The 16,216-nt window shown below is 65.1% G+C and carries 13 protein-coding genes and 1 tRNA gene; 10 read left to right on the top strand and 4 right to left on the bottom strand.

Annotated features, from left to right (window positions below; translation table 11 throughout):
• The first annotated feature begins 3 nt into the window (after positions 1-3).
• The 10 genes from LVJ94_15160 (at position 4) to LVJ94_15115 (ending at position 10,296) form a co-directional block, all read left to right on the top strand.
• Positions 4-645, top strand: a complete 642-nt coding sequence (locus LVJ94_15160) for a hypothetical protein (GenBank protein WXB08571.1) — start codon at positions 4-6, stop codon at positions 643-645.
• 20 nt (positions 646-665) lie between these two features.
• Positions 666-1,445 carry an urease accessory protein UreG gene (gene ureG, locus LVJ94_15155; GenBank protein WXB08570.1) on the top strand — a complete coding sequence of 260 codons (780 nt, stop codon included), beginning with the start codon at positions 666-668 and terminating at the stop codon, positions 1,443-1,445.
• 112 nt (positions 1,446-1,557) lie between these two features.
• Entirely contained in the window at positions 1,558-2,169 is a 612-nt protein-coding gene (locus LVJ94_15150; protein WXB08569.1) for a response regulator, read from the top strand.
• A gap of 73 nt (positions 2,170-2,242) precedes the next feature.
• Positions 2,243-2,316, top strand: a tRNA-Met gene (locus LVJ94_15145).
• Between the two features lie 240 nt (positions 2,317-2,556).
• The gene (locus LVJ94_15140; GenBank protein WXB08568.1) at positions 2,557-3,666 is read left to right on the top strand and encodes an MBL fold metallo-hydrolase; all 1,110 of its coding nucleotides are present in this window, start codon (positions 2,557-2,559) and stop codon (positions 3,664-3,666) included.
• Between the two features lie 280 nt (positions 3,667-3,946).
• Complete coding sequence (locus tag LVJ94_15135) at positions 3,947-5,605, top strand: M20/M25/M40 family metallo-hydrolase (GenBank protein ID WXB08567.1); 1,659 nt, start codon at positions 3,947-3,949, stop codon at positions 5,603-5,605.
• Between the two features lie 91 nt (positions 5,606-5,696).
• A complete protein-coding gene (locus LVJ94_15130) occupies positions 5,697-7,670 on the top strand; it encodes a YgiQ family radical SAM protein (GenBank protein WXB08566.1) in 1,974 nt (657 codons plus the stop codon).
• Between the two features lie 37 nt (positions 7,671-7,707).
• On the top strand, positions 7,708-8,721 hold the full coding sequence (locus LVJ94_15125) for an App1 family protein (GenBank protein WXB08565.1): 1,014 nt from the start codon (positions 7,708-7,710) through the stop codon (positions 8,719-8,721).
• A gap of 43 nt (positions 8,722-8,764) precedes the next feature.
• Positions 8,765-9,409, top strand: coding sequence for a class I SAM-dependent methyltransferase (locus LVJ94_15120; GenBank protein WXB08564.1), 645 nt, complete (start codon positions 8,765-8,767; stop codon positions 9,407-9,409).
• 53 nt (positions 9,410-9,462) lie between these two features.
• Positions 9,463-10,296 carry a class I SAM-dependent methyltransferase gene (locus tag LVJ94_15115; GenBank protein ID WXB08563.1) on the top strand — a complete coding sequence of 278 codons (834 nt, stop codon included), beginning with the start codon at positions 9,463-9,465 and terminating at the stop codon, positions 10,294-10,296.
• Position 10,297: 1 nt separating this feature from the next.
• Here the strand turns inward: LVJ94_15115 and LVJ94_15110 are convergent, their stop codons facing one another.
• The 4 genes from LVJ94_15110 to LVJ94_15095 form a co-directional block, all read right to left on the bottom strand.
• Positions 10,298-11,575 (bottom strand): TonB C-terminal domain-containing protein, encoded by a 1,278-nt coding sequence (locus tag LVJ94_15110; GenBank protein WXB08562.1) that lies wholly within the window; start codon positions 11,573-11,575, stop codon positions 10,298-10,300.
• A 107-nt stretch (positions 11,576-11,682) separates the two neighbouring features.
• Positions 11,683-12,474 (bottom strand): TatD family hydrolase, encoded by a 792-nt coding sequence (locus tag LVJ94_15105; protein WXB08561.1) that lies wholly within the window; start codon positions 12,472-12,474, stop codon positions 11,683-11,685.
• A gap of 4 nt (positions 12,475-12,478) precedes the next feature.
• Positions 12,479-13,861 carry an MATE family efflux transporter gene (locus tag LVJ94_15100; protein WXB08560.1) on the bottom strand — a complete coding sequence of 461 codons (1,383 nt, stop codon included), beginning with the start codon at positions 13,859-13,861 and terminating at the stop codon, positions 12,479-12,481.
• A gap of 23 nt (positions 13,862-13,884) precedes the next feature.
• Positions 13,885-16,170, bottom strand: a complete 2,286-nt coding sequence (locus tag LVJ94_15095; GenBank protein ID WXB08559.1) for a serine protein kinase PrkA — start codon at positions 16,168-16,170, stop codon at positions 13,885-13,887.
• Positions 16,171-16,216 lie beyond the last annotated feature (46 nt).

Here is a 16,216-nt window from a genome sequence, read left to right as displayed (position 1 = left end):
ACCATGACGTCGCCATGGCTCGTATGGCAGCTCGCCGATAGCGCATTCCCGGCGGGCGGCTTCGCGCACTCCGGCGGGCTCGAGGCCACGTGGCAGCTCGGCTGCGTGAACGACTTCGAGGCGTACCTCGACCCGAGCCTCTGGCAAACGGGGAGCCTCGCCCTGCCCTTCGTGCGCGCGGCGTGCGCGGGCAGGAGCCTGGTCGAATTGGACGCGCTGTCCGATGCCACGTTGAGCAACCACGTGGCCAACCGCGCGAGCCGGGCGCAAGGGCGCGCCTTCTGGGCCACGGCGCGCGGCGTCTTCGAAGAGAACGACGCGGTGAGGTCTCTCGCGCGTGGCACCTCGATGCACGTCGCACCCATCTTCGGCGCGACGCTCGGCGCCCTCGGTCTGCGGGAACGCGAGGTGTGCTCCTTGTATCTGCACACGTCCCTGCGCGGGATTCTCTCCGCGGCGGTGCGGCTGGGCATCGTGGGCCCGTTGGAGGCACAGCGGCTTCAAGCCGTGCGGGCGGGATTGCTCGAGCGCGTCATCGCATCGTGCGCCGAGCTCGAACCCGAGGACGCGGCGCAAACTTTCCCTCTGGCCGACGCATGCTCGGCCTTGCACGACGGGCTCTACGCCCGCCTTTTCCAATCGTGAGCGAGGAGCCAGGTAGAAAGATGCACGATCCCCATGAGCACGCGCACGGCGGCCACACGCACAGCCACGAGCACGAAGAACACGAAGCGCACGGACACACGCACGAACACTGGGACGGTCCAGGTCTCTTCCGCGACCGCTCGGCGCCCCGCAAGCACACGCGCTCGTTCGCGGAGCGCGCCTTCACCGTCGGCATCGGCGGCCCCGTCGGAAGCGGCAAGACGGCGCTGGTGCTTCAGCTCTGTCTCCGCCTGCGCGAGCGCATGCGGCTCGGTGTGGTGACGAACGATATTTTCACGCGTGAGGACGCTGAGTTCCTCGAGCGCCACCGCGCTCTACCCAGCGGCCAAATCCGTGCGGTGGAAACCGGCGGATGCCCGCACGCGGCCATCCGCGAGGACATCAGTCCGAACCTGGATGCACTGACCCAGTTGATGCAAGACATCACGCCCGAGCTGCTCATCGTGGAAAGTGGCGGCGACAATCTGGCCGCCCAGTACAGCCGCGAGCTGGTCGACTACACGGTGTACGTCATCGATGTGGCCGGAGGCGACAAGGTGCCCCGCAAGGGAGGCCCAGGCATCACGCAGAGCGACTTGCTCATCATCAACAAGATCGATCTCGCGCCACACGTGGGGGCGAGCCTCGAGGTGATGGCCCGCGATGCCAATCGGATGCGCCAAGGCGGACCAGTGGTCTTCACGCGCTGCAATCAAGGTGAAGGCCTCGACGAAGTGGTCGCGCACCTCCTCCGCGCGCGCGCCGAAGCTCTCGCCAATGACGCCAAACCCGAACCTTGAGCCATGTGCGTCGAGATAGGGCAAACGTTTACGCTGTAGGAAGAATGGTTTCGATCGAACGGCCAAATTTACGGCCTTCCATTCGGCGCGTGTTTAGCCATACTGTAATGCCATGGCACCCCCCGAGCTTCCCGCCGTACGCATTCTCATCGTCGACGACGACAAGGCCATCTGCGAATACATGCAGACGCTCCTTGAGCGAGATGGCTTCCAAGTCAAAACCCTAAGTGACCCCTCCAGTGTCGAGGAGGAGGTTCGTCAAGGTGGTTACCACCTGATCGTGCTCGACCTGATGATGCCGAAACTCGATGGCATCGAAGTACTCCGCCGCATTCGGAAACTGGACAGCGACATCGCCGTCGTCATCTTCACGGGCTTCCCGAACCTCGAGACCGCGGTGGCCTCGATGAAGCTCGACGCCGTCGACTACTTGAAGAAGCCCTTCAACGTCGACGAGTTCCGCGAAGTCCTCGGCCGCGTGATGCGGAAGAAGGGTCTTGCCCGCACCCCCGAAGAGCAACTCCACCGGGTCATCGGCGACACGATCCGCAACCTGCGCAAGGAAAAAGATCTGACCTTGAAGCAGATGTCCCGCCGCACCGGACTCAGCGTCTCCCTCCTGTCCCAAATCGAGCGCGCGGAATCGTCCGCATCGATCTCGTCCCTCTACAAGATCGCCATCGCGCTCGAATCGCGCATCCAAGATCTCTTCGGCGAGTTCTGACTTTCTCTCGCCTCGCCTGAAGAAATCTGCTTTACATGCGCCGTGGCGGCGACGATACTTCGCCGCCGTCTCCGCCGGAGTAGCTCAGTTGGTTAGAGCGGGCGTTTCATACGCGCTAGGTCAGGGGTTCGACTCCCTTCTCCGGCACCCCTATTCAATATTGCATCTTGAATCAGTGCTCGGTCGTCGCCATTTCTGTACTCCGCTTCGCTCCGTACAGAGATGGTCGACTCCCTTCTCCGGCACCCTAGAAGTAGTGGCGTACGCAAAGGTTAAGGCCTCCCTGCTGCGCCATCCGTCGCCGTAACTGTACTCCGCTTCGCTCCGTACAGTGACGGTCGACCCCTTTGTCGCTCCGCATCGCGTGTTCGCGGCGCCTCTCGGCGCATGAGCGACTTCGTCGCCGAAGAATCGGTCGATGGTCGAGCCGTCGCTTGCATCGAGCGCTTGCGCAAGCGGAGGCGTCCCTGCAGCGGTTCGCGCGACGGTTGCAGTATACAAATACTTGGCAGCTCGGTGGCACACCGCGCTTTGCGCAAAGTGGCTCTGCGCCGCGCGAGGGTCGGGCTTTACGTTCGTGGCCAGAAAAAGGAGTCAAACATGTGTATGGGCCACGAATCACACGCCGGCAACGAGTTGGTTCCGTCGCGCTACGCGCTGAAGATCGGCGAGATCGACGTGATGGTGATCAGCGACGGGGCGATGCCGATACCCGCCAACATATTGGGCACCAACGTCGATCCGGCCGCCCGAGACACCGTGCTGCGCGACAAGTTCTTGCCGGACCCGATCGATTGGGGGCTGAACGTCGTCGTGGTGCGTAGCGGCGGCAAGACCATACTCATCGACGCCGGAGTAGGGTCGGAGATGCCGGACGCCACGCGGGCCGGGCGGCTGGCCCTGCGGCTGGAGGGCGCGGGCATCGATCCCGCGTCGGTGACCGACGTGATCGCTACCCACATCCACATGGACCATGTTGGCGGGCTGCTCGACCAGCGGCTGAGGAGTCGCCTACGCCCGGACCTGCGGATCCACGTGTCGGGCACCGACGTCGAGTTCTTTGCGGCGCCCGATTTCTCCCACAACACGTTTGGCGGGATTCAGGACGTGATTCGGTCGAGCGCCCAGAGGTTCTTGGACGCATACCGCAGCGAACTGCGACCGTTCGACAAGGAGTACGAGGTGGCGCCGGGGGTTGTCGTCACCCGCACCGGCGGCCACACCCCCGGGCACAGCGTGGTCCGCGTGGCGTCCGGCGGCGAGCGACTGACGTTCGCCGGCGATGCGGTGGTCCCGGTCGGGATCGACCGTCCCGGTTGGCAAAACGCCTTCGATCACGAACCCGAGGATGCCACCCGCGTCCGGTTTCGTCTCTTGAAGGAGGCTGCGACGACGCGTGAGCTGTTCTTGGCCAGTCACCTATCGTTCCCGTCCCTCGGCCGCGTGGCGGTCGCCGGCGACGCTTTTCGTTATGTACCGATCAACTGGGCGTACTGACCGCTTGCTGGGATAGGACCGTAATACGGCGAAAACGGGTGAGTCGGGCGGCCCGCACCACGGTCCGCTCGACCATCGGGAGGATGTCCGGCAAACGGCAATAGGAATAGCTACACGAGACTACCGTCCATGGCCGGCGGCGTCCGCATTCCCGACTTCGCGCAAACGACCTGGCACGCGTTTCGTGGGTTCTCTCATCGGAAAAACTTCCCGCCCCAAAAATGGCTGGCCTATAGTCTCGCTCGGCGTTCTACGCCGCAAAAGGCAATGGTTCCAGCGCATGACGCTCCGCAAAAATCATCATTGGCAAAAGTCGTCCAAGCGAATTGGTGGCGTACGTAAGTTCATGGCGGCAGCGCCGCTCGTGCTCTTTGCGGTGCCCGCCGCCGGGCAGCAGACCGATGACATGAATCGGGTCATCGACCAGGGCCTCCAGCACTCGCAAGTCATGCAGGTCGCCCAGTACCTGACCGACTCGATCGGTGCGCGCATGACCAACTCGCCGCAGATGCGCCGCGCCGAGGCGTGGACGCAATGGCAATTTCGGACTTGGGGCCTCAAGAACGTGCGCAAGGACGGTTTTCCGTTCGGTCGCGGATGGTCGATCCAATGGTCGAGCGTGCGAATGGCCACACCGCGCGTCATTCAGCTCACCGCCATGCCCATCGCGTGGACGCCGGGCACCAATGGCTGGGTGACCGCGCCGATCGTCGTAGCACCGATGAAGCATGAACGCGATTTCGAGGCGTGGCGCGGCAAACTCGCGGGCAAGGTCGTTTTGGTCTCGCTGCCCAACGACGGTGACGAGCCGGGCGACGCGCCCTTCAAGCGGCTGACCGACGAGGAGATCCACAAGCTCGATCGCTATCACCAGTCCGAGTACGACCCGGCGGGGATCGAACGTCAATCGAAACGCTTCGCGTTCCGCGCCAAACGCGATGCCTTTCTCAAGAGCGAACGCGCCGTGGCTTGGGCACGTATGTCGTATCGCGACGGCAAACTTCTGAGCGGTGAAGGATATACCTACGGCGTCGGCGAAACGCCGGCGCTGCCGGGGATCGAGATCGCGGCCGAGGACTATCGCCGTTTGGCGAGGCTGGCCAAGACGGGTCCCGCGCCCGTGCTCCAGTTCAACTGCAACGTCAAGTTCGATGATAGCGACGTCAACGCGTACAACATTCTCGCCGACATTCCCGGCACCGATGCGCGGGCTGGGTACGTGATGGCGGGCGCGCATCTCGATAGCTGGGTCGCCGGCGATGGCGCTGCCGACAACGGTGCAGGGACGGTCGTGGTCATGGAGGCTGCGCGGATCTTGTCGTCGCTCGGCCTCAAGCCACGGCGCACGATCCGCTTCGCCCTTTGGGCCGGCGAGGAGCAGGGGTTGCTCGGTTCTTTGGCCTACATCGAGAAATACCTGGCGACCCGCATGCCCCCAAGTGGCAAGCCCCTCACGGGTGAAGATGCGTTTTTGCGCTGGCCTTACACATTCCCTATCAAGCCGCTACCCGGTTACAAAGACCTCGTCGCCTATTTCAATATCGACAATGGTTCGGGCAAGATCCGCGGCATTCACGCCGAGGGGAACGTTGCCGCCACCTCGCTGTTGCGCGACTGGCTGCAGCCGTTCGCCGGCATGGGCGCAAACACCGTCGTTTCGTCCCCCACCGACGGCACGGACCACGTCTTCATGCAGGCCATTGGCATCCCCGCCTATCAATTCATTCAGGACCCTCTGGATTACGGTACGCGCGTCCATCACAGCGGCGTCGATACCTTCGATCATCTAAAGGCAGAGGACCTGCGCCAAGCGGCGGTCGTCCTCGCCGGACTTCTCCTCGAATCGGCCAATAGCGAAAAGGCCTTGCCACACATGCCCATACCAACCCAAAGGCCTGTGACCAATCCGTTCAAGTACGAAGATCCAAAAGACGATTGAGCGCCCCCGTCTTCTTCAACCCCGCCGACCCATAGCCCGGCAAAAACGGCCCGTGCGCCTGGGCGCCCAAGAGGCTACACTTCGCGCGCTCATGACGCTGGTTCCCCTTCGCGTGCCCTCGCGCTCGCCCCGCCCTCCCCGCACCGCCGGATTTCTCCCTACGAATCGGCAGGAAATGCAGGATCGCGGCTGGGATGAGCTCGATATCCTCATCGTCACGGGGGACGCGTACGTCGACCATCCGGCGTTCGGCCCGGTGCTCATCGCGCGGTTTCTCGAGGGGCGCGGCTACCGTGTGGGGGTCATCGCGCAGCCGACGTGGAGCTCGCCCGAGGACATCGGGCGGATGGGCAGGCCGCGGCTGTTCGTCGGGATCAGCGCGGGCAACCTCGATTCGATGCTCAACAAGCTGACGGCGCAGAAGAAAGTGCGTTCGGTGGACCAGTATTCACCGGGCGGGCGCGCCGACATGCGGCCCAATCGGGCCACCATCGTCTATTCGAACTTGTGCCGGCAGGCCTTCCCCGGGCTGCCCATCGTCCTCGGCGGCATCGAGGCTTCGCTCCGCCGCATCGCGCACTACGACTATTGGTCGAACCAAGTGCGTCGCTCCATCTTGCTCGACGCCAAGGCCGATCTCCTCGTTTTCGGCATGGGCGAGCGCCCCGCGTGGGAAATCGCCCGCCGCCTCGATGCCGGCGAACCGGTGTCCAACCTGCGCGACGTCCGCGGAACGGCGCACGTGCTGACCAACCGGCGCGCGTGGGAGCCACTGCTCGAGAACAAGAGCCGCTTCGTCACCGACGGCAAGTTGGTCGTGCTTCCCTCGTACGAAGAGGTCCGCGAGGACAAGCAGGCCTTCGCCAAGATGTCGCGGCAGTTTCAATACGAGACGAACCCGCACAACGGCCGCCCGCTGCTGCAACCCCACGGCGACCAGGCCGTGTATTTCAATTCGCCGGCGGAGCCCCTCTCCGAGGCGGACATGGACGGGCTCTACGACCTGCCCTTCACCCGCGTGCCGCACCCGAGCTACACCGATCCGGTGCCCGCCTACGAGACGGTGAAGCACTCCATCGTCACGATGCGCGGGTGCTTCGGCGGGTGCACCTTCTGCAGCATCACCGAGCACGAGGGCCGCATCATCCAGAGCCGCTCGCAGGAGAGCGTCCTGCGTGAGGTGCGCGCGCTCTCCAGGATGGACGGCTTCCGCGGCACGATCACCGATCTGGGCGGCCCCACGGCCAACATGTACAAGATGACCTGCAAGGACGACGAAACGGAGAGCGCATGCCGGCGCCTCTCGTGCGTGCACCCGGGCATCTGCGAGAACTTGAAGACGGACCACGCGCCGCTCATCGACTTGATGAAGAAGGTGCGCACGGAGACGGGGATCAAGAAGGTCTTTCTCGCGAGCGGCGTTCGATACGACCTCGCCGAACGCAGCCCGGAGTTCGTGCGTGAGCTTGCGCAGCATCACACGGGCGGACAGCTCTCGGTCGCCCCCGAGCACCACGACGACAACGTGCTCGACAAGATGAAGAAGCCCTCCATCAAGAGCTACGAGCGCTTCGCCGAGACGTTCTGCCGGGCCAGCGAGGAGGCGGGCAAGGAACAGTACCTGGTGCCGTACTTCATCAGCGGACACCCGGGCTCCACGTTGAAGGACGCGGTCGAGCTCGGGCTGTACCTGAAAAAGCGCGGCATGAGGCCGCGCCAGGTGCAGGACTTCATCCCCACGCCGATGGCGGTGGCGACCACCATGTTCTGGACGGGCATCGACCCACTCACGATGCAGCCCGTGTACACGGCGACGGAGCTGCGCGAGAAGAAGATGATGAAGGCGCTGCTCTTCTACTGGGATCCCACCCATTGGCCGCTGGCGCGCGAGGCGCTGCGCAAGGCCGGGCGGGGCGATCTCATTGGGCACGGGCCGCGGGCGCTCGTTCCGCCGGACGACGGGCGGACGTACCCGCCGGCCAAGCCGCCATCGCCGCAACGCCCCCACGCACGGCCACCGCAACGCCGGCAGGGACGCGGCTTGCCGAAGAGCGAACGGCGTTAGGCTGCGTTAAGATAGCCACGAGAAAGGGGGATCCGACATGGACTTGGCGAAGACCCTCGCGATGCTGACCGCGGCATCGGCCGTGGAACGAAACGACGCGCTCGCGGCCCTGAATGTGGCCGAGCGCGCACAGCTCATCGATGCACTGCAGCGCGGGCGCACGGGCCGCGACGAAGAACAGTTCGTGCGGGACATCTTCATCGCCACCACCGGCGATGCACTCGGCGCCCTGAAGGATGCCATCGACGATGGCTCGAGCTACCGCGATCTCCACCAGCTGCTCTACCGCGACATCGACGATGCCGCGGTGCGTGCGGCGATTCTCGCGCACTTTCGTACCACCGCCGGCGAGGCACCTGCGGCCCCGAGCTTCAAGGTGCTGAGCGACATCGACGACACCTTCTATGCGAATTGGAAGGATACGCGGTACCCGAAGAAAACGGTGTACCCGGGGGTCGTGGCCTTCTACGAGGCACTGGGTGGCGGCCTGGTGTTCGTCTCGGCGCGTCCCGGGGATCGCACGGGCTTCGTGGAGAACGCGGCCATCGCATCCCTTCGCGCACGCGGCATTGCGAAGTGCACCGTGCTCTGTGGATCGTTTTCGCACCTCCTTGGCAACGACCGCATCGCGGCGAAGAAGTACGAGAACTTCGTCGAGTTTCGCGCGCTCTATCCGCATCATCGGTTCGTCTTCGTCGGCGACAGCGGACAAGGCGATATCGCCTTTGGCGAAATGCTCCTGGGCGATGCAGAAGCCTCCGGGGTGCAGGCGGTGTTCATCCACGATGTCGTGGCCACTCCCGAAGCACGGCGGCGCGAGCTCGCGGAGAAGCGCATCCACCTCTTCGACACGTACACCGGCGCCGCGATGGCCGCCCACGCATCCGGGGTACTCGACCTCGAGGGCGTGAGCCGCGTGGCCCGGGCCACGACGGAGGAATTGGCCGCGGTGCCCTTCGCCACGCCGGCACAGCGCGAAGCGCGCGAGGCGGAACTCGACCGCGATTTGGCCGCGGTGCCAGGCGCTCGAGCGGGTCGATTGGGTGGTTGACGAAACCAACGCGATCACCCAAGACCTCTCGCAGAGGTGACGAATGGATCCGAAGCTTCAGAAGATTCTCGAATCGTACGAAGAGCGTGCGGCCGCCGAAGCCAGTGTACTCCGCAGCTTGCCCAGCGAGGAATTGGAACGGCGCATCGACGAATTTCTCATCCCCGTCGGACCTGACACCGGGAAGTTCCTGCATACCCTGGTCAAGTCATCGAGGGCCACCTGTGTCGTGGAGATCGGCGCATCGTACGGCTACTCCACGCTGTGGCTGGCGGATGCCGCGCGGCTCACCGGTGGCAAGGTGCACAGCTTCGAGCTTTCCAGTTCCAAGGTCGAGTATGCGCAGGAAAAGCTGCGCAGCGTGGGGTTGGACGGCTTCGTACAATTTCACGTGGGCGATGTCTTCGACCACCTTCCCTCCCTCGCCGGGCCAATCGACCTAGTGTTGATCGATTGTTGGAAGGTGCTCTACGAGCCTTGCTTCGAGCTGGTGCATCCGAAGCTCGCGGACGAGGGCATCGTCGTGGCGGACAACATGCTCTATCCGGTGGAGTCACGGCCCGACGCGCAGAAATATCAGAAGCTCGTCCGCAGCAAGCCCGATATGGAATCGGTCGCATTGCCCATGGGAAGCGGCATCGACGTGGCGCGCCGCCGCAGCTCCACCCCCGTGCGTTCTCTCGCATAGACGCAATTGACTTGCGTTTTCATTTACAGCCCCTATGGTGAGGGTCACCTCTCATGAAAACGCACGCGGTGTCGCTTGGGTCCGTTCAGGAAACGTTGCTCATTCCGCTGTATGGGCGCGCGGTGGAGTCGAAGAAAAAGCGCGGCCTCTTGGTCGATCGCAAGGCCGTGGAGATAGTCGAATCCATCGACTACGACTTTCGCAAGTTCGATAGCTACATGACGCTTTTCGGCTCCGTCCTGCGGACGGCGATGTTCGACGAGTGGATCAAGCAGTTCCTCGCCGAGCATCCCTCCGGCACGGTCATCGAGATCGGCGCGGGGCTCAACACGCGCTTCGAGCGCCTGGACAATGGCAAGGTCCACTGGGTCGACATCGATTTGCCCGATTCGATGGAGCTGCGGAAAAAGTTCTTCACCGACTCGGAGCGGCGCAAGCAGATCCCCGCCTCGGTGCTCGAGGAAACGTGGTTCGAGGCCGTCAAAGCCTTTCCTGGCCCCTACTTCTTCGTCATCGAGGCCGTGCTCCTCTACATCGCGGAGGCCGACGTGAAGCGCGCGGTGTCGCGCATCGGCCAGGCGTTTCCCGGCTCGCACGTCGCCTTGGACACGGCCGGCGACTACATGGTGAACAACCAGCGCAAGCACGCCGTCATGAAGAACATGGAGGCGAAGTTCTCGTGGGCCTGTGACGATCCGCGCGAGGTCGAGCGCTTTGGAGGTGGCCTGCGTTTGGTCGATTCGCGGACGTTTGCCAATCCGCAGGATCCCATCAAGCCGAAGATGCCTTTCGTCTTTCGCCGGCTGATGCCCCTGATGCGCCTCCTCAACCGGCACATCGTCGATGCGTACAAGGTGAACCTCTACGAGGTCCGCGCCGCGATTTGACCTATTTCACAATCGGGTTGTTCGCGCTGAACGGCGCGCGGACGCGGAGCCGCGTGCCGAGTTCGCGGGGAAGCGGATCGAAGGGCGAGGCCTTGCGGATGGCCGCGGCGACGTTGCGATCGAACTCGTCGATGCCGCTGGGGCGGACGGGCGGCCAGCTCACGCGGGCAGAGCCATCGCGCTCGATGGTGAACTCGAAAATGACCATGCCCTGTTTGAGCTCGAGCAGCGCGCTGCGCGGGAAGGCGTTGGCCCACAGCGGATCCAGTTTCGAGCGCAGGCGGCGGAAGTACGGCATCAAACGCGGATCGCTGGTCTCCAGGTCGAAGTAGTCGCCCTCGCCGATGCCCAGCGGGCGCGCATGCGAACCGATGCCCGTCGGCGCGCCCGCTCCCGGTGCGCCGCCGCCGGAGGTGCCGCCGTTCCCCTCCCCCGTCTGGCCGCCGGCGGTGCTCGCGTGCACGATGGATTGCACGGCGCGCGCGACGGATTGGTCGCTGTCCACGTCGTCGCGCTCGCGCGAATGCTCAGTGGCGGGGATGGTGACGGGGCCCAAGGTCACCGACGGGCGGCCGAGCGCCACGTGTGCGGACACGCGATGGTCTGGGCCGATGCGGCCGTCGTCGACGCCGATGCCGGGTGAGCTTTCGCGCGAGCCGCGGTGTGCGGAGCCCACCTCGGCGCGCTGCGCATCCGGGCCGACGGGCTGCTCTTCGGCGCCGAGGTGCGCCCCCGCGACCTCGGGCATGTGCGCCCAGCGCGCACCGGAACTCGGATCGCTCGGGGCGGGAACTCGGCGCTCGGGGCGATCGCCCGTGCCCGACGCGAGGAACGTGAGCTCCATCGGGTGCGTCGTCGAACGGCGATCTTCCCAGGAAGCGCGATCGGACGCGGTGCGGAGGCGCTGCTGCTGATCGCGATCCAGATGGCTCACGAGATCCGGCGTGAGCGCGACCTTTTCATCGCGATCGCTCAAGTGCGTCGCGGGTGCGGCCACGCGGCCCGTGCCGCCGTGACCTGCATGCCCATCGTCGATGCGCGGGACGGAGGCACCGCCGGACGGGTGCGGCAAGGTGCCCTGCTGCTCGATGACTTGCTCATCGACCAGCGTGCCCTCGGAGACGACGGGCAATTCCACCGCGACGATGGTCTCGGGGGGCGGCAGCTCGGCCGCGCTTACCTCCTGCGCGTGAAGCGAGCGAAACGCGAGCCATGCGACGCCAAAGGCGATCCCGACATGGACGACGATGGAGGCGCCCCAACTAAGGGGCTGAACCATTTTGTGGGTTTTTGGGGGTAGCGGCGATCGAGGCATCGAAGACGGCGCGCGAGCAAAGTATGCGCGCGCTCTGAAAAGGATGCCAGGGGGGGCCGAGGGATCGCGCGTTATACGGGAAAAGCCCGACGAAAAATGCGCGCGGCGTTGGCGCTGGTGACCTCGGCGATGCGCGAGGGATCGACCTTGCGCAGCTCGGCAAGGCGTTGCGCAGTGTGGATCACATACGCGGGCTCACATGATTTTCCGCGGAGCGGGACCGGGGCCAAGTAGGGGCTGTCGGTCTCGACCAAGATGCGGTCTTCCGGCGCCCACGCGGCCACGTCGTGCACGCTCTTGGCGCCCTTGAAGGTCACGATGCCCGAGAACGACAGGTAAAAGCCCAGCGCCAGCGCGCGCTCGGCGAACGCGCGATCCTCGCTGAAGCAGTGGATCACGCCGCCCACGTCCCGCGCCCCCTCGGCCTCCAGGATGTCCAGCGTGTCTTGCGGCGCCTCGCGCGTGTGGATCACGATGGGCTTGTTCACCTCGCGCGCGAGGCCGACGAGGCGCGCGAACGCCGTGCGTTGCACCTCCCGCGGCGAGTGGTCGTAGTGGTAATCGAGGCCGATTTCGCCCACCGCGACCACTGCAGGATCGCGCGCGAGGCCTTGCAGCTCGGCCAGGGAATCGTCATTCAGCGTGATCGCGTCGTGCGGGTGGACGCCCACCACGGCCGCCACATGATCCCCTCGCGCGTGCGCCAAGGCGACGGCGTGCCTCGCGGGCGCGAGATCTTGGCCCACCCCCACGACGACGAAGCCGGAGACACCGGCCTCCCGCGCCCGTGCGATCGCGAGATCGCCCCCGTCGGGGAAATAGCTTGGATCCAGATGGCAATGGGTATCGACGAGTGCAGTCACGGCCCTAGTTTACCTTTATAGTCGAAGCGCGCTTGCGCCCCACGATGGCCAGCAGCACGGAGCGCGCAAGCCAGTCCGCGGTGGAGCCGATGATGACGCCGATCATGCCCAGGTCCAGCGTGATGGCGAACAACCACGTGCAGGCAAGGCGGGCGACCAGGGAGCCAAAGGCACTGATGTACAGTACGTCGCGCGTGAAGCCTGCCCCGCGCAGCGCTTGGCCGGTGACGATGGTGCTGGCCATGAACGGCTGCGCCAATGCCAGCACGGGAAGCGCCCCGGCTCCGATGGCAATGACCAGCGGATCCGAGGTGAACGCGCGCAAGATGGGCACCCGAAACAGCGCGAACAGCGCGCCGTATGCGCACAGGAGCAAAATGGCGTCGCGCGCCGCGATCCTCGCGCTGGTCTCGGCCTCCGCGGGCCTTCGCGCGCCCAGCTTCTGCGCGGCCATCGACGCGGCGGCGACGCCGAAGCCGTCGGCCGAGAGCCAGCAGATGGACTCAATGGCCATCAAGGCCTGGTACGCCGCCATCGAGGCGTCGCCGAGGCGCGTGGTGATGGCCACGAAGCACATGAACCCCGTCTGGTAGAGGATGCGCTCCAACAGCGAAGGCACGGCGACGTGCGCCATGTCCTTCGCCTCGAACACGTAGTCCGAGGCGCCCGCGATGGGTCCACGCAGGGTGACCCGTCGCTTCGAGCGCACCTGGAGCAGCGCGGCGATGATCAGCACGGACTCCAGCCCGAAGGTCAGCGCGGTGCTGATGGCGCAACCGCGCGTCCCCATGGCGGGCAGGCCGAAGCCACCCAGAATGAGCACGCGATTGAGTGCAATGTGCACCAAATTGGAGAAGATGCCGATGGCCAGCGGTGTTCGTGTATCGCCGCCCGCTTGCAAAATGGCGATGCCCGCGGTGGCCACGAAGACCACGGGCGAGGCCCCCATGGCCACCTCGAGGTAATCGCGCGCAGCGAGCACCACCTCCGGCGACGACTTCGGCGCGAGGATCGAAAGACGCGACAAGAACAGCGGCGAGAGCACCGCGAGCAGCGCGCCCATGCCGAGCGCCGTCAAGAGCGAGGAGACGGCCGCGCGGCGCGAGCGCTCGGTGTCGCCTGCGCCGACGTGAAAGCCGACGCGCGCGATGGTCCCCACCTCGAACGAGGCGAAGACACTCCACACGGACCATTCGATGGTGCCGGCAATTTGCATCGCCGACAGCGACGTCGACGAATGGTGCCCGAGCATGATCCGGTCGACGACGAAGACCATCGTATGCAGGAGCGAATGCAAAATGGCCGGAAGCGCCAGCGCGCGCACTTCACGCGTCAGGACGAACTTCGGCACAGCCGGGGCTTCCAGCGAACTGATGACCATGCTCATGTAGGAAAAACTGCGCTCTGGTTCTAGGAAACGTCGCCGAAGCGGCGCCGTACGAGGACGCTCATCGCATCCGCGGCGCACTCTCGGCAATAGCCAAATCGCGCGATGAGGCGCTCGATGGTCTGCTCCGAATTGCGCTTCCGCAAATCGTCCAGCCCGGTACCTTCGTCGCGCACGAGCCGCTCGATGTCCCGCGCCCGCTGCGCCACCGCCGGGCGCCGCTCGCCGAAGATGCTGTCGCGCATCCGCTTCAAATGGTGCGGGAAGACGATGGACGGCTCCACCTTCTGCCCCGGGTGGTCGATGGCCCACGCGGCGACGGCGCTGATCATCTGCTTGCGCATTTCCTGCGGCTCGCCCTTCACGTCGAGGAGGCGCTCCACCTCGCGCATCACCTTCTCGTCGGGCTCCTCGTAGTCACCCGTCACGCGGTTGCGGACCCGCTCCTTCTTGACCCACATGCTGACGTGCTGGATGTACCGCTCGAAAAGCTCGGCGTAGCGCTCGTCGTCGACCAGACCGCTGGTCGAGTAAAGCTCGTGTTCCCAGCTATCGAGCAGCCGGCCGTGGAGCGCCTCCTGGAACGCGCGCACGTCGTGGTAGCCGCCCGCGATGGCCTCTTGCTGCAGCCACTCGAACTCCCCGCGCCGCTGGCACAAGTTCTCGATTTCCTCGAGCACCGCGATGGGCGAGAGGCACTTGTACTTGGGCGACTGCGCCGCATCGAGCAGCACCACACGCATCTCGCGCGGGCTCGCGCCGATGCGGCCCTCGTAGATGGGGTACGGATCGCTTTCGTCGAAGACGTCGGGCACGTTCGCGCGCAGCGTCTTCTGGGCGTCCGCGTCGAGCCGCTCCGGGATGCGACCGGTGGCGTAGAGGTCGAGCTTTTCCACGGCGGAAAGGCTGGAAAGCGCGGCACCGAGCTGCCGGCCGTAGCGGTCGGGGTTCGGTTTGCGCATGCGCGTGAGCACCGCAAACATGGACGCCATCATGGTGGCGTGCGGCGCGACGTGGCGCTGCACCTGCGGCGCGACGTGCGCGTCGTAGATGGTTTGCTCCTGGATGTAGCTTCGCAGGTACGGCGTGCGAATCAGCTCCAGGCGGCCGCGAAAGCTAGCGAACTCCGGGTGCTCGCGGAAGGCGTCGAGGTGGAGCTCGTTCGCGCTCCCCATCATGACGCAATTGAGCTGCACGTTCTGCTGCGTCAGCGCCACCTCCCCGGTCTCGACGGAGAGCTGCAGGTACTTGAACGCATCGAGCGGCCGCTTCAAGAGATCGCTGAACTCGAGAAGGCCGCCCGCCGCCTCGATCAACTCCCCCTTGGCCTCGTACAAGGTGACGGCCTGCAGCGATGCCGGCAGTGCGGCCAGCGAACGGTCCGCCGTGATCTGCCGCTCGCCCGCGTCCACGCTCATCTGCGGGCCGATGGTGACGGCGCCGGTGCGGTAGCGTTGCGAGATGAAGTAGCGCTCCACCTGGACGTGCTTGAGTACTTCCGTGTACGAGCCGCCGTAACTCGAGAGAAGCGCCTCGAAGACTTGCTGGCTCTTGTGCGAGAGCTGCCCGCGCAGGATCCAGTCGCTCGGCGGCTCGCCCGCGGCGGCGAAAAGCCGCTCCAAGAGGGCCTTGCGCTCCTCCAGCGGGAACAGGAACAAGGGATGGTCGCGCACCTCCACGAGGAGCTTCGCGTCGATTTCGTCGTCGGCGAGGTGGGCGAACGTGTCGGTCACACCGCCCTCGGACTTTTTGCCGAAGCCGAGCGATCCGCGGACGGTCTTGTTCGAGGGGAAGACCCAGTTGAAGCGGTAGAGCGCCCCCACGTCGAGCGACGAGTAATTCTCCAGCGCGCGCATCAAGCAGCCAACGATGGTGCTCTTGGCCGAACCGTTGGGCCCATGCAAGAGCACGAGGCGGCTCGGCCTGCCTTCGCGCGCGAAGTTGGACAGCGAGCGGTAAATCTCTTCCTGAACCGGTTCCTGTCCGATGAGCGCGCCGCGCGGGAGGGGCTTGCCCGGCCCGCCGCCGTCCCACGGCATATCGAACAAGTTGTACCGGGTGAACTTGCCCCAGGGATGCTCGATCTTCGTGGTGCCGTAGTGATCGAACACGTCACGCAGGTAGCGACTCGCGTCGCGCGCATAGCGCACCGGATCGGTCGCGAACAGGTCGAGGTACTCCGCGAACGAAAGAACGCGCCGGCCCGTCTGGAAGCGGCGTTCTACGTTTTCCGCCACACGGCGGATCTCCGCGCTCAAATCCCCGTCCGCGATCGATCCGGGTTGAAGCTCGTTCTTTTCGTCAGTCATGGGTGCTTCAAAATACTAGCCCCAATGCTGCCGTCGGAGGAGTGCT

The organism is Sorangiineae bacterium MSr11367 (assembly GCA_037157805.1).
Lineage (GTDB): Bacteria > Myxococcota_A > Polyangia > Polyangiales > Polyangiaceae > Pendulispora > Pendulispora rubella.
Note: the sequence above shows the minus strand (reverse complement) of the source record. Positions and strands in the feature narration are given on the sequence as shown.